The 13,618-nt window shown below is 70.7% G+C and carries 12 protein-coding genes; 5 read left to right on the top strand and 7 right to left on the bottom strand.

Annotated elements, in window-relative coordinates:
* Positions 1–75: 75 nt before the first annotated feature.
* Complete coding sequence (locus JMF97_RS27155) at positions 76–1,770, bottom strand: MFS transporter (RefSeq protein WP_203224106.1); 1,695 nt, start codon at positions 1,768–1,770, stop codon at positions 76–78.
* Positions 1,771–1,986: 216 nt separating this feature from the next.
* Between JMF97_RS27155 and JMF97_RS27150 the strand changes: the two genes are divergently transcribed.
* Positions 1,987–3,450, top strand: coding sequence for an aldehyde dehydrogenase family protein (locus tag JMF97_RS27150; RefSeq protein ID WP_203224105.1), 1,464 nt, complete (start codon positions 1,987–1,989; stop codon positions 3,448–3,450).
* 297 nt (positions 3,451–3,747) lie between these two features.
* Complete coding sequence (locus tag JMF97_RS27145) at positions 3,748–4,179, top strand: hypothetical protein (RefSeq protein ID WP_307817122.1); 432 nt, start codon at positions 3,748–3,750, stop codon at positions 4,177–4,179.
* Positions 4,180–4,195: 16 nt separating this feature from the next.
* Here the strand turns inward: JMF97_RS27145 and JMF97_RS27140 are convergent, their stop codons facing one another.
* Positions 4,196–5,332 (bottom strand): acyl-CoA dehydrogenase family protein, encoded by a 1,137-nt coding sequence (locus JMF97_RS27140; protein WP_203224103.1) that lies wholly within the window; start codon positions 5,330–5,332, stop codon positions 4,196–4,198.
* 185 nt (positions 5,333–5,517) lie between these two features.
* Here JMF97_RS27140 and JMF97_RS27135 point away from each other — a divergent pair, with 185 nt between their 5' ends.
* Entirely contained in the window at positions 5,518–6,606 is a 1,089-nt protein-coding gene (locus tag JMF97_RS27135) for a class I SAM-dependent methyltransferase (RefSeq protein ID WP_203224102.1), read from the top strand.
* 100 nt (positions 6,607–6,706) lie between these two features.
* Here the strand turns inward: JMF97_RS27135 and JMF97_RS27130 are convergent, their stop codons facing one another.
* The 4 genes from JMF97_RS27130 to JMF97_RS27115 all read right to left on the bottom strand — a co-directional run bounded on the left by JMF97_RS27130 (position 6,707) and on the right by JMF97_RS27115 (position 10,264).
* Positions 6,707–6,994 (bottom strand): phosphopantetheine-binding protein, encoded by a 288-nt coding sequence (locus JMF97_RS27130; protein ID WP_203224101.1) that lies wholly within the window; start codon positions 6,992–6,994, stop codon positions 6,707–6,709.
* Between the two features lie 45 nt (positions 6,995–7,039).
* The gene (locus JMF97_RS27125; RefSeq protein ID WP_203224100.1) at positions 7,040–7,654 is read right to left on the bottom strand and encodes an NADPH-dependent FMN reductase; all 615 of its coding nucleotides are present in this window, start codon (positions 7,652–7,654) and stop codon (positions 7,040–7,042) included.
* Positions 7,651–8,751, bottom strand: coding sequence for an LLM class flavin-dependent oxidoreductase (locus JMF97_RS27120; RefSeq protein ID WP_203224099.1), 1,101 nt, complete (start codon positions 8,749–8,751; stop codon positions 7,651–7,653). The genes JMF97_RS27125 and JMF97_RS27120 overlap by 4 nt, the downstream gene beginning before the upstream one ends.
* 157 nt (positions 8,752–8,908) lie before the next feature.
* Positions 8,909–10,264 carry a condensation domain-containing protein gene (locus JMF97_RS27115; protein WP_307817121.1) on the bottom strand — a complete coding sequence of 452 codons (1,356 nt, stop codon included), beginning with the start codon at positions 10,262–10,264 and terminating at the stop codon, positions 8,909–8,911.
* A gap of 60 nt (positions 10,265–10,324) precedes the next feature.
* Here JMF97_RS27115 and JMF97_RS27110 point away from each other — a divergent pair, with 60 nt between their 5' ends.
* Together JMF97_RS27110 and JMF97_RS27105 are read left to right on the top strand one after the other, a co-directional pair.
* Positions 10,325–11,281 carry a ferritin-like domain-containing protein gene (locus JMF97_RS27110; protein ID WP_203224098.1) on the top strand — a complete coding sequence of 319 codons (957 nt, stop codon included), beginning with the start codon at positions 10,325–10,327 and terminating at the stop codon, positions 11,279–11,281.
* Positions 11,282–11,309: 28 nt separating this feature from the next.
* Positions 11,310–12,305: a methyltransferase gene (locus tag JMF97_RS27105; protein ID WP_203224164.1), complete on the top strand. Its 996-nt coding sequence runs from the start codon at positions 11,310–11,312 to the stop codon at positions 12,303–12,305.
* Positions 12,306–12,388: 83 nt separating this feature from the next.
* Here the strand turns inward: JMF97_RS27105 and JMF97_RS27100 are convergent, their stop codons facing one another.
* Positions 12,389–13,594 carry a cytochrome P450 gene (locus JMF97_RS27100; RefSeq protein WP_203224097.1) on the bottom strand — a complete coding sequence of 402 codons (1,206 nt, stop codon included), beginning with the start codon at positions 13,592–13,594 and terminating at the stop codon, positions 12,389–12,391.
* Positions 13,595–13,618 lie beyond the last annotated feature (24 nt).

Here is a 13,618-nt window from a genome sequence, read left to right as displayed (position 1 = left end):
GCCACAGGGTTACCTGACGCCCGTCGGGTCCGCCGGCTGGCGGCGGACCCGACTCGGGCACCGGACGAGCGCGGCTCAGCCCTGATGCTCGACGCGGCGGGGGAGCAGGAAGCTGGCGGCGATGGCCAGCGTGAACACGACGATCTGGTAGACCAGTGCCCGTACGGTGGTCTGCTGGTAGGCGGTGCGGTTCGCGATGAACTGCAACTCGTCGTGCCGGTCCGCGACGTCCGCGCCGGACTGCGACGCCACGGCGCGGCAGGCAGCCACATCGGCTTCCGGGTTGGCGGCCTTGATCCGCTCGTCGAAGCAGGCGCGGGCGCTGTCAGCAGCGGCGTCGACAGCCGCCACCGGTACGCCACGGGCGCTCAGTTCCTCCTTGACCGTGTTCCGGAGGTCGTCGCCGACGGCGGGCGACTGCACGGCCAGGGCGATGAAGAAGACCATGCTGCTCAGCGCGATGCCGATGGCGGCGCCCATCTGTTGCACGGTGTTGAACACCCCGGAGGCGGCACCCGCGCTGTCCAGTGGCACGTCGTTGAGCGTGTAGGTGAGCAGCGGGGCGAAGGTCATGCCCATGCCCGCGCCACCGAGGATCAGCCCGGGGGCGAGCGCCCAGGGGGTGATCGTGTCGAACTGGTGGATCACGGTGATCAGGATGACCATCGCCGCGATCAGCATGACCAACCCGAGTTGCAGGCCGAGCCGCCCGAGCTTCGGCGTGATGTGGCGGGCGGAGATGGCGGTGAACAGCGGAACCGCGAAGCCCCACAGGACGCCGATCAAGCCGGCCTTGATCACCGAGAAGCCCTGCCCGAACTGCAGGTAGAGGGTGTTGACCAGGAAGAACGGCATGACGCCGCTCATGAACAGCAGGGAGACGGCGAGACCACCGCGGAAGGAGCGGTGGGAGAACAGCGAGATCGGGATCAGCGGCGACTCCGTCTGGCGGCGCTGTACCGCGACAAGTGCGGCGAAGGCCAGCAACGAGGCGACCAGGCTGACCAGGGTCCACGCCGGCCAGCCCTGCTCGGGTCCCTGGATGAGCGGGAAGACCAGCAGCAGCATGCCGAGACCCACCAGGATGGCGCCCTTGACGTCCAGTCGTTGGGCCGACTCGCCCTTGGACTCGGGCACCAGCTTCACGGTGATGAAGAGACACACCGCAGCGATGGGCAGGTTCACCAGGAAGATCGTGCGCCAGGTGAGGCCTGCGATGTCCACGGCGGTGAGCAGGGCACCCACGATGGGACCGGCCACCGTACCGACGGCGAAGACGACGCTCAGCGCGGAGAAGGCGCGGCCCCGTTCCTGCGGCGGGTACATGACCTGGAGGATCGACAGCACCTGCGGGACCATGAGCGCGCCCATGCCGCCCTGCACGAAGCGGGCCACGATCAGCTGTTCCGGGTTCGCCGCGATCCCGGCGACGAGCGAGGCGGCGGCGAAGCCGACCATGCCGATGATGAAGATCTTCTTGCGCCCGTAGATGTCGCCGAGTCGGCCACCGGTCACCAGCATGGTGGCGAAGGCGAGGGTGTACCCGCCCACCATCCACTGCATGTCGGAGCTGGTGGCGCCGATCTCCTCCTGGATCGTCGGCAGCGCGACGTTGACGATCACGATGTCGAGCAGGTCGAGCAGCAGGCCGACCAGAACGGCGACGAGGGCGATGGTGCGCGCCCGGCCGGCGATCGGTGCCGGCTTCGCGGGTGGATCCGCAGGCGTCTCCGCAGGGCTGGGGGACGGTCGCGTCCTCGATGGTGTCATTCGCGTACCTTCCATGATCGTTTTTACGCGTCTCTGCCGGCTGGGAAGGCGGTACGACCAGCGCGGACACCGCTGCTGCTTCGGATGCTGCAAGACAGGCTATCTACGGTGTGTGAGAGTGTCTATCAAAGATGCCTCTGGTTTCCTACGAGGCTTTGATGGGATTCTGAAAAGACGCGTACGACCGGTTACCCGCCCCGACGTGAGGAGCGCGCGATGGGAATGAGCCAGCCACCCACGCACCTGTTGCCCGAGCCTGCGCTGTGGATCGGCGAGGAGCGGGTGGTGGACTCCTCCGGCGGGCGGACGGACCACGTCTACGCCGCGACCGGGCGGCCGACGACGCAGGTGGTGCTCGCCGGCCCGGCCGAGATCGACCGGGCCGTGACGCTGGCACGGGAGAGCCTGCCCCGGTGGCGGGACAGCTCGGCCGAGGTCCGGCGCGACGCGTTGCTGCGGCTGGCGGACCTGTTGCTGGTGCACGCCGAATCCCTCGCCGCGCTGCAGAGCCTGGAGATCGGCCTGCCGATCCAACTCGCCCGGCGGCTACCGGCGCTGGCGGCCGACCACCTGCGGTACTACGCCGGGTGGTGCGACAAGATCGGCGGCGAGGTGCTGCCCACCTGGCCCGGGCGCAGCCTGGACTACACCCTCGACGAGCCGTACGGCGTGGTGGCCGGGATCATCCCGTGGAACGGCTCGCTGATGTCGATGGCGCAACTGCTCGGTCCGGCGCTCGCGGCCGGCAACGCCGTCGTGGTCAAGCCGTCGGAGCTGGCACCCTTCGTCGGCCCGCGCTTCGCCGAGCTGGCGGTGGAGGCGGGGGTGCCGCAGGGTGTGGTGGTGGTCGTGCCCGGTGGGCCGTCGGCCGGCGCGGCCCTGGCCGGGCACCCCGGCGTCGACAAGGTCCATTTCACCGGCAGCGGGGCGACCGGTCGGCAGGTGCTCGCCGAGGCGGCCCGGAACCTGACACCGGTGGCGTTGGAACTGGGTGGCAAGTCCCCGCACCTCATCTTCGACGACGCCGACCTGCGGTCGGCGGCCCGGTACGCGATGAGCGGAGTGGTGGCCCTGTCGGGGCAGGGCTGCGCGAACGGCACCCGCCTGCTGGTCCACTCCGCGGTCCGGGACCAGGTGCTCCAGACGTTGACCGCACGACTGCGCCGGGTGCGGGTGGGCGACCCAGCCGACGAGAGCACCGTGATGGGTCCGGTGGTCTCCGGGCAGGCGTGCGACCGGATCATCGGGGTGATCGAACGGGCCCGTGCGGCCGGCGCGCAGCTGCTGGTGGGCGGTGGTCGTTGCGGTGGCGACCTCGCCGACGGCTTCTTCGTCGAACCCACTGTCTTCGTCGACGCCGACCGCGACACCGAACTCGTGCAGGAGGAGATCTTCGGCCCGGTGCTGGCGGTGTCGAGCTTCGACACCGAGGACGAGGCGGTGGAGTTGGCCAACGCCACCCGATACGGCCTTGGGGCGTACCTGCACACCAACGACCTGCGCCGGGCTCACCGGGTCAGCCGGGCGGTCGCCGCCGGCAGTGTGTGGGTCAACGGCGCACCGGGTCTGATGCCGTCGGCACCGTTCGGCGGGGTGAAACAGAGTGGTTCCGCGCGTATCGGCGGCCTTGCCGGTCTGCGCGAGTTCCTCCGGCCGAAGAACGTGTGGATACCGGTCTGAGCACCCACCGCCCACAGGTGATCTTGCTAACACCAGGAGGCTTCGAGGTGCTCTTCTCGCGTTTGTTTAATACGCGAAGTGGTCTTTCGGCAACCATGGGCGTCGATGGTATACCGCAGGGTGGCTTTCCGTTATGCTGACGTCACTCAGGGGTATCGAGGGTCTGCTGGATGCGTCCGGAAGGGCCAGCCAAATCTACGCAACGTATGAGATTGTGTCCTGGCGTCTCGCGGGCACCGGCTGTCGGTAGGAAGAAGGGCAGAGACAATGGCTCAATACATCGTCACGATCACACCGGTGCTCGGTGAGAAAGACGCGGGAGAAGAGTCCTCGCGCACCACCATGCGCGTGTTCGCCGAGGACGGCCAGGTCTACATCAAGGAGTTGACCGTCCGCGTCGCGGAAGACGTCAAACTCGGTGCCGCCGACCTGCTCCAGGTCGACCTGGACCTGCTCATGCAGGCATTCGCCGCGAAGCGTCCGGCGGCCGCCGCGGCAACCACCGAAAGCTCGGACGCGGCCCGGCCCTACCGCGCCGTGACGCCGAGCCGGGTGGCGAAGTCGGACCGCGCCTACCGGCGTATGCCGGACCCGAGCGAGCTGAAGGACATCTACCTCAAGAACCGCACCGTCACCGGTGTCGCCAAACACTACGGTGTGCCCACCCACACCGCTCAGGGGTGGATCACCCGGCTGCGACGCAAGGGTGTCATCCCCAGCGCGAAGTGACATCGGGGCCCGCCGGTCACAGTGGGCCGCCGTCACCGCCCTCGCCGACCAGGTGCGCACCGAAGGCCGTGTACGAGTTGCGGCTGGCCACGAAGTGCTGTCGCGCGGTGTTGGCGTCGCGCAGTCGTCGGGACAGGGGAGACGAGTCGTACACCGCCGTCCCGCCGGCCAGTTCGAAGGCCGCGTCGGTCGCCCGGACCGCCAACGCGGTCGCCTGCGCGGACGCGGCGCGGACCTGCGCTCGCCGCAGCGCCGCATCCGGACCCGAGAACCCGCCCCACTCGTCGCCGGCCTGGTCGTAGAGCAGCGCCCGACCTGCCTGCACCACCATCCGAGCCTCGCCCAGCCGCTCCTGGAAGGCGGTGGAGGAGGCCAGCCGGGTCGCGCTCAGCGCCGGTCGCTTGCCACCCGCCGCCAGCTCGACGACGTCCCGTAGGGCCGCCTCGGCGATGCCCAGCGCCGCCGCCGCGATGATGAGGCTGGACTGCGCGATGCTCATCGCCGCCCGGGCCGCCTCCGCCGATCCGGGCACCAGCTCCACGGCCCGCTCGGCGGGGCAGTAGCGGCCGGAGACGGCCAGGTCGTGGCTGCCCGTGCCGCGCAGGCCCAGGGTGTGCCAGGTGTCGACCACTGTGACGTCGGCAGCGGGCAGCAGCATGATCCGGGTGGCGGGCCGGCCCTCGGCCAGGGCGACCGTGCGACCGCGTACCAGGACGCAGTTGAGGTAGACCCAGGCGGCGCGTTCGCAGCCGGTGACGAACGGCCACTGGCCGGAGATCCGCCATCCCCCGTCCACCTCGGTGGCCCGGCCCTTGGGCGCCACCGCGCCGGCGGCGTAGACGTCCGGACCGTCGGCGAAGATCTCCGCGACGGTCTCCTTCGGCGCGCAGCCGATGATGAGCTGGGAGAGCGCGACCTGGCCGACCAGCCAGGCCACCGAGGCGTCCGCCGTACCCAGCGTCTCGACGACGCGCAGCGTCTCCGGCACGTTCAGGCCGGTGCCGCCGTACGCCACGGGGGCGAGCATGCGCAGGCAGCCTGCGGCCCGCAGTCCGTCGAGCAGATGCTCCGGGAGGCCCCGGCCCCGCTCGACCTCGTCAGCGTTCTTGGCGATCTCCGGAAGGAGATCACGGACCAGTTGCAGAGTCGTCATGCCGATCCTCGCCCTCCGGTCTGGCGTGCCGGTCCGAGTGCCGGGCCGCGCCTGCTGCAACACCACAGGCGGCTCGGAAACGACCGATGACCATCCTACTGTCTACATGTATCGTGCAACAGGCAAGTGAGTGTTGTGGGTAAACACTCTGCAAGCACAGTTGGGCTGCCCCGGGGAGGTGTCTCATGACGGCGTCTGACGCGCAGACACACGTGTTCGCGATGAGAATGTGGAAGTCTCTTCTCGCCACGCAGGAGCTGCTGTCGGCGTACCTGGGGGTCAAGCTCGGGTTGTACGAGGCGCTGGCGGCCGCACCGGGACCGATGCGCCCCGACGAGCTGGCCCGGGCCGCCGGCGTCGCCCCCCGGTACGCCCGGGAATGGCTGGAGCACCAGGCCGTCTGCGGCATCGTCGAAACCGATGACGTACGCCTGCCGGCCGAACACCGCGCGTACCGGCTTCCCGCCGGGCACGCCGCCGTCCTGACGGTGTCGGACGACCCGATGTCGCTGGCTTCCCTCGCCGTACTCCCGCTCGGTGGCATCGCCGCCGCCCTGCCGGAGCTGGTGGCGGCCTACCGCAGCGGTGCGGGCGTGCCCGACGACGTGTTCGGCGTGGACTGGCGGGACGGGCACTCGGGCGCCAACCGGGCCCTCTTCGCCCACCAGCTCGCCGGCTGGATCGCCCAGCAGCTGCCCGACGTGCACGCCCGCCTCGACGCTCCCGGGCGGCGCATCGCCGACGTCGCCTGCGGGACCGGCTGGTCGAGCATCGCGTTGGCGCGGGCGTACCCGCAGGCCGAAGTGACCGGCCTGGACCTCGACGGGGCGGCCCTGCGGCAGGCCGAGCGGAACGCCGCCGAGGCGGGCGTCGCCGACCGGGTCCGCTTCGCCTGTCGCGACGCCGCCGACCCGCAGCTGGCGGGCGAGTACGACCTGGTGTGCCTCTTCGACGCGCTGCACGAGGTGTCCCAACCGGTCGCCGTGCTCCAGGCGTGCCGGCAGTTGCGTGCCGCCGACGGCGCAGTGCTGCTGATGGACGCGAAGGTCGCGCCGGCCTTCACCGCACCGGGCGACGACGTCGAGCGGTTCCAGTACGGCACGAGCGTGCTGCACTGCCTGCCGGCGAGTCTCACCGGGACGGACTCGACGGGCACCGGCACGGTGTTGCGTCCCGGAAAGGTGCGCGAGCTGGCGGTGCAGGCCGGCTTCTCGGGCATGACGATCCTGGCCGTCAACGACCGCTTCCACCGGCTCTACCGGCTGACCGGCTGACGGGCTCATGGGCTGACGGGCTCACGAGTTGACCGGCCCGCGCGGGTCGGTGCGGGCGCACGAAAACGGGTCCGGGTAGCCCCCGGACCCGGATCCGTACTCAGGCGCCGTCACGCTCCGCGAGGCGCTGGACCACCAGGTCCTGCACGGCGCCGACCGTGGTGATCTTGCGGGCGGTGTCCTCGTCGATGGGGTCGAGGTCGAACTCGTCCTCGATGGCGAACGCCACCTCCATCAGGGCCAGCGAGTGGTAGCCCAGGTCCTTGATGAGGTGGGACTCCGCCGTCACTTCGACGCCGTCCTTCGGCGCCATGTCGGAGATGACCGCCGCCACGGTAGCGCGGATCTCCTCCTCGGTACGGCGGGCGGGAGCGGTCTGCTCGGTCATGGTCGATCTCCTCTGTGCTGCTGGCGTGACGGTGGGATGGGTCGCTCAGGAGGCCCGAGCGCCGGTCAGCGGGGGGACACGGGGGGCGGAGAAGCAGTGGCGCTGATGGCGTACCACCGCCCCGAGCGTGGGCGCCCAGCGGCGCGACCACGTCGCGACGACCTCTGGCACGTCCTCGAACTCGTCTTCGAGGATCGACAGGCACGGCACCGGTGCAATCGCGCCGAGTTCGGTGAGCAGCGGGCGCAGGTACTGGTCCCCGGCGCCGCGGTGCTTGGCCCAGCCGGCGGTCATCGCGCCGACGGCGACGCAGTCGGCCAGCCCGTCCATCGGAAGCATGTCCAGGAACAGCTTCAACAGGCCGGTGTAGGTGCCCTTGAAGGTGGGGCTGACCACCACCAGCAGGCCGGGACGGCGCACCAGGTCCAGCGCCCGTTCGATCTCCGGCCCCAACGGCACGCTGCGGCTGGCCCGCTGCGGCAGCGCGGCGCCGATGTCGGCGAGGTCGACGATGTCCGGTCCGGCGGTCTCCACGCCCTCGGTGCCGAGGGCGAGCGCCAGCTCCTCCATCAGCCGCAGGGCGATACCGCTGGTCCGGGAGCCCGCGCGGGGACTGCCCAGCAACAGTGTCGTCTCCACAAGGGAACCGCGGTCCGTCACGACGCCTCCTGCCCGAGCAGCCCCTGGCGCCGCAGCAGCGGCAGCACACCCTCGGCGAAGTTGTACGCCTCCTCCAGGTGGGGCTGCCCGGAGAGGATGAGATGGTTCATGCCCAGCGCGTGGTACTCCGCGATCCGCTCGGCCACCTGCTCGTGGCTGCCGACCAGTGCGGCACCGGCACCCGGGCGGACCAGGCCGTAACCCGCCCACACGTTCGGATACACCTCCAGGTCGTCGGTACGCCCGCCGTGCAGGGCGGCCATCCGGCGTTGCCCCTCCGACTCGGTGCGGCGGAACCGTCGCTGGGCGTCGGCGATGCGGCTGGCGTCCATGCCGTCGAGCAGCCGGCGGGTCACCGCCCAGGCCTCCTGCGCGGTGTCCCGGCTGATGACGTGGAACCGGGTACCGAACTCGATGCTGCGGCCCCGCTCGGCGGCGAGTTCACCGACCCGGCTGGTGAGGCTGGTCAGCCCGTCCGGACGCTCGCCCCAGGCCAGGTAGACGTCGGCGTGCGCGGCGGCCACCCGCTGCGCCGCCGCGGACGAGCCACCCAGCAGGATCGTCGGCCGCACGTCGTGCGGTCGGCTCAGCAACCCGGCCTTGATCTGGTAGTGCTTGCCGTGGAAGTCGAAGGGTTCGCCGCGCCAGGCCTGGTGGAAGACGTCGAGGAACTCCTCGGTGCGGGCGTACCGCTCGTCGTGGTCGAGCCAGTCGCCGTAGCGCCGCTGCTCGTCGGCGTCCCCGCCGGTGACGATGTTGAGCATCAGCCGGCTGCCCGAGAGCCGCTGGAACGTGGCGGCCGACTGGGCGCACACCATCGGCGGCAGCGAACTGGGCCGGCAGGCGATCATGAAGTGCATGTTGCGGGTCTGCTGGGACAACGCTGCGGACACCAGCCAGGGGTCCTCACAGAACAGACCGGTCGGCACCAGCGCGCCGGCGAAACCGAGGCCGTCGACGGCCTGGGCGACCTGACCGAGGTAGTTCAACTCCGGCTCACGCCGGATGTTCCTGGCCTCGGCCACCCCGTCCGCGCTCTTGGCCACCTCGCGGCCGTCACCGTGCAATGGCAGGAACCAGTGCAGTCGCAGTGTCATCAACGGTCCCTTCCGCCTCGGGCCGGTCGACCGGCCCCGGATTGACCTGCCATCCCCGTGCGCACTCGTCTTTCCTGCTATCCACGTGCATTTACGAGTATGTGCTGGAAGGTTCTCAGGATGCCTGTGACGCTGTCAATACCGTTGCCCTGACCCGTCACTGTCCCGGCCTCGGCAGCGCCGCCTCCGGACGGTGCGCCACCGTCGCCGCGACATCGAGGTAACCGGCCAGGAAGTCCTGCCCGAGCGCGGGGTCGGCCCAACCGCCGGCCCGGAACAACACCGCCTGCACCCGGTGCTCACCCACCGGGGCCAGGGCCAGCTCGAACGGGAAACGGCTGCCGATCTCGGTGGGAACCACAAGCTCGAAGCGGGCGCCGCCACCGGTCAGGTCATGCCGCATCGGCGACATCACGTTGAACATCACGTCGTCGGCCCGGCCGCCGCCGGTGTCGACCAGGCCCGTCGGCAGCAGGTGAAAGGGCAGATCCTGGTACGCGAACGCGCTGATCACCGCGCCGTGCACGTGGCGTACCAGGTCGGCGAAGCTGGGTTGACGGGCGACCTGGGCGCGCAGCAGCACCATGCCGGCGAGCAGGCCGACGGTGTCGCGTACCTCGGGTCGGGACCGGTTGGCGAACATCGAGGCGACCGCCAGGTCCGGTTGCCCGGTCAGGCGGTACAGCTGGGCGTGGAAGGCGGCCAGCAGCACCGTGAACAGGGTGGTCTTCTCCCGCCTCGCCAGCTCCCGCAACCCGGCCACCGTCGCCGCCGGAAGCTCCGCCGCGACGGACCGCACCGCCTGGGCCGCCTGGACCGCCTGGGTCGCCGTCCCGGTCGCTGCTGCTTCGGTGCCGTCGGTGGCTGCGACGTCGGTGGTGTCCGCGGCCGGGTAGAGCGCGTCGAGTCGGGGGATCTGGCTGCCCTCCAGCTGGCGTCGCCAGTACCGCTGGTAGCGGGCGAGTCGGTCCGAGGCCAGCAGTTCCTGCTGTGCCTCGGCGAAGCGGGACGACTGCCAGCCGGTGGGTGCTTCGACGCCGGGGCCACCGCAGGCGGCGGCGTAGCAGGCGACCAGGTCACGCAGCAGGATGCCGGTGGACCACGCGTCGGTCACCAGGTGGTGCAGGTTGAGGCAGAACAGGTGCTCGGTGGGCCCGACCCGCCAGACGCCGGCCCGCGCCGGCCACTGCTCCGGGTCGATCGGCGTCTGGAGCTCCCGGGCCAGAGCCGTCTGCGGTGACTCGTCCTTCGGCACGTCGGCCCAGGTCAGCGGCAGTGATCGCGGAGGGTGTACGCGCTGCACGAGGCGTGCTCCCCGACCGTGGAAGGTGGTCCGCAGCGCCTCGTGCCGGACCACCAGATGGTCGACCGCCGCCTGCAACGCCCGCTCGTCCAGGTCCCCCACGATGCGGCAGACGACCGGGCAGTTCAACGCGCCGAAATCCGACCGGTAGTGCTTGATCATCCACAGTAGTCGCTGGGAGACCGAGGCTGGTGTGTCGCGTGCTTCCACAGACAGCAGGATAGCTTTTGTCGTTGGCTTTGCGTGTCTGGCGAACTAGTCTTTGCTGCTATGAGCGAGTTGGTGGTGCGTTCGACGCAGGACGCTCGACTCAACTGGGACTACGAGTCTTCCGACACCCGTACGGAATCGCTCTACCAGCGTGCCAAGCAGGCGCAGTGGAGCGTCGACGAGATCGACTGGCATCTCGACGTACCCTTCGGGGCGCCGTTGCCCGACGACTCCGCCTTCGCCATGGCCGGGTTCGCCGCCTCCCCGCTGGCCGCGCGGGGCCGCCCGGCCTGGGACGAGTTCCGCTGGGAACTCCAGGCCTGGATGGTCAGCCAGTTCCTGCACGGCGAACAGGCGGCCATGGTGGTCGCGGCCCGGCTGGTGGAGATCGTCTCGGGGCTGGACAGCAAGCTGTACGCCACGACCCAGGCGGTGGACGAGGCGCGGCACGTGGAGGTCTTCTCCCGCTACCTGGGCGAGAAGATCCAGCAGCCGTACCCGATCTCCGAACCGCTGGAACTGCTGCTGACCGACATCCTCGAGGACAACCGCTGGGACGTCATCTCGCTGGGCATGCAGATCATGGTCGAGGCGCTGGCGATGGCCGCGTTCCGGTTGGCGCACAGCACCTTCCACGACCCGCTGATCAAGCAGATCACCGGCCTGGTGGCGCGGGACGAGGCCCGGCACGTGTCGTTCGGTGTGCTGTCCCTGCGCGGCCTGTACGACCAGATGACCTCCCGCGAGCGCACCGAGCGGGAGGAACTGGTGCTGGAGTCCGCGGCCCTGATCCGCCGCCGGTTCCTGCTGGGCGACATCTGGGAACGCATGGAGGTCCCGATGGCCGACGGACTCGACTTCGCCGCCCGCAACGAGCTGATGGTCGCCTACCGGCAGGCCATCTTCTCCCGGGTGGGCCGGGCACTGGACCAGATCGGACTGATGACCCCCCGGGTACGGGACGGGCTGGTCGGGCTGGACCTGATCCAATTCGTGGAGGGTAGGCGCGGTGGCTGAGCGAACGGGCGTCCGGCAACGGCCGCAGATGGACCTGGCGTCGGTGATGCGGCTGGCGGAGCTGACCGATCTGATCGTGCCGATGACCGTCCGGGCGGTGAGCGACCTGGGCGTCGCCGATCTGCTCGTCGACGGGCCCCGGCCGGTGGCCGAACTCGCCGCCGAGGTCGGTGCGCACGAGCGGTCGCTGTGCCGGGCGCTGCGGGCGTTGGCGGCCAAGGGCATCTTCACGGAGCCGGAGCCGGAGGTGTTCGCGCTGACTCCGCTGGCCCAGCCGCTGCGCAGCGACCATCCGATGTCGATGCGGTCCGTATACACCCTGCTCGCCTCCGACGTGCAGGCGTGGGCGATGCTGCCGCACAGCCTGCGTACCGGCGAGGCCGCCTTCGACCACGCGCACGGCACGGACTACTGGAGCCACCTGGCCGCCAACCCGGACGAGAGCCGGCGGGTGGACCGCTGGATGCACGCGATCACCCGACTGCACCTGCGTACCGTGCTGCCCTGCCATCCGTGGGGGGAGCTGGCGCACGTGGTCGACGTCGGGGGCGGCGACGGAGGCTTCCTCGCCGGCCTGCTCGCGCGGTATCCCGCGATGCGCGGCACGCTGCTGGACCTGCCGCACGTCGTCGCGGCGGCGGAGGGGGTGCTCACCGAGGCCGGGGTACGCGACCGGTGCGAGATCGTGCCCGGCAGCTTCTTCGACGCGCTGCCCGCCGGTGCGGACGCGTACCTGCTCAAGACGGTGTTGCCCGGGTTCGGCGACGACCAGGTGGTGGCGGTGCTGCGCCGGGTCCGTGAGGCGATGCGGCCGGACAGCCGCCTGCTGCTGTTGGAAGCGGTCCTGCCGCCCGGGGACACCTTCGACGTGGCGAAGCTGTACGACGTGCACACGCTGGTGCTCACCGGCGGCACCCACCGCACGGCCGAGGAGACCGCAGCCCTGCTCGACCGGGCCGGGCTGCGCCTGGACACCGTCCGACCCACGGCCACCCTGACCATCCTGACCGCGACCCCGGCCTGACCCACTCCCGCCGGCCTGCCGCCGGTCCCGGCCTGATTCCGGGTCCCGCCGGCGGGGTTCGGCCGGCGGGACCGTGGTGCGGGTCAGGCGGGCTTGATGGCCAGTGGCACGTGGGCGAAGGCGCGGAACGGGGTGTCGCTCTCCCGGACCAGGTCGCCCGCCTGCTCCACCGAGCGGGTGCGGCGCAGCACCCAGTCGAAGACGACCTGCGCCTCCGTACGGGCCAGGAAGGCGCCCAGGCACAGGTGACCGCCGCCGCCGAAGGTGACGTGCGGGTTCGGGTTGCGGGTGACGTCGAGCGTGCCGGGGTCGTGGAAGACCGCCTCGTCGTGGTTGGCCGAGCCGAGCATCAGCACCAGCACCCGCCCGGCCCGTACGGTGCGCGAGCCGATCGTCACCGGTTCCCGTACCAGCCGGGCGGTGCCCTGGATGGGTGCCTCGAAACGAAGGAACTCCTCCACCGCGCCGGGCACCAGGCCGGGATCGGCCCGCAGGAGGGCGAACTGGTCCGGTGCCCGCAGCAGCGCGGCGAACCCGTTGGTGATCAGGTGCACGGTCGTCTCGAAACCGGCGAAGAACGAGAAGACGGTGTTGTCCACGATCTCGTCGTGGCTGAGCCGGTCCCCGTCGTCCTCGGCCTGCAACAGGGTGGAGAGCAGGTCGTCCCCGGGCGCCTTGCGGCGCTCGTCGAGCAGACCGCCGATGTACCCGCGCAGCCATTCCACGGACTCGTGTGCCGCGCCTCGGGCGTCGGCGGGGACGATGGCGCTGAACGCGCGTCCCAGTCGCATGGCGTGCAGCCGGACATCGTCGTGGGCCTCGGGCGGGATGCCCATCAGGGTGGACACCACGAGCACCGGCAACGGGTACGCCAACTCGCGCACCACGTCGCAGCTGCCGCTCTCCAGCGCCGGGGCGAGCAGGTCGTCCACGGTCTGCTCGATGTAGCCGCGCATCCGCCGCACCACGGCCGGGGTGAACGCGCCGCTCATCAGCCGCCGCAGCCGGACATGATCCGGCGGGTCGCGGTAGAGCATGATGCGCTGAAAGAAGTGGCTGGCCGGTCCCGCGCCCACCGACAGATGGTGGTACGCCTCGGGGAACTCGCTGCCGAGCCGGGGGTCGCGCTGCAACGCCACGACATCGGCGTGGCGGGTGACGCCCCAGCTGCCGGGGCCGAACCGGCACAGCGGTCCGGCCGCACGCAGCCGGGCGTAGGTGGGATAGGGATCTTCCAGGACGGCGGGGTCGAGCGCGTCGAACCTGGGCGGCAGACCGGAGGCATCCATGTCTGCCAGTGTTGGCCCGAACCC

Source organism: Micromonospora fiedleri (assembly GCF_016774385.1).
Taxonomy (GTDB): Bacteria; Actinomycetota; Actinomycetes; order Mycobacteriales; family Micromonosporaceae; genus Micromonospora; species Micromonospora gifhornensis.
The sequence above is the reverse complement of the archived record's forward strand: the minus strand, read 5'-3'. Positions and strand labels throughout refer to the sequence as shown.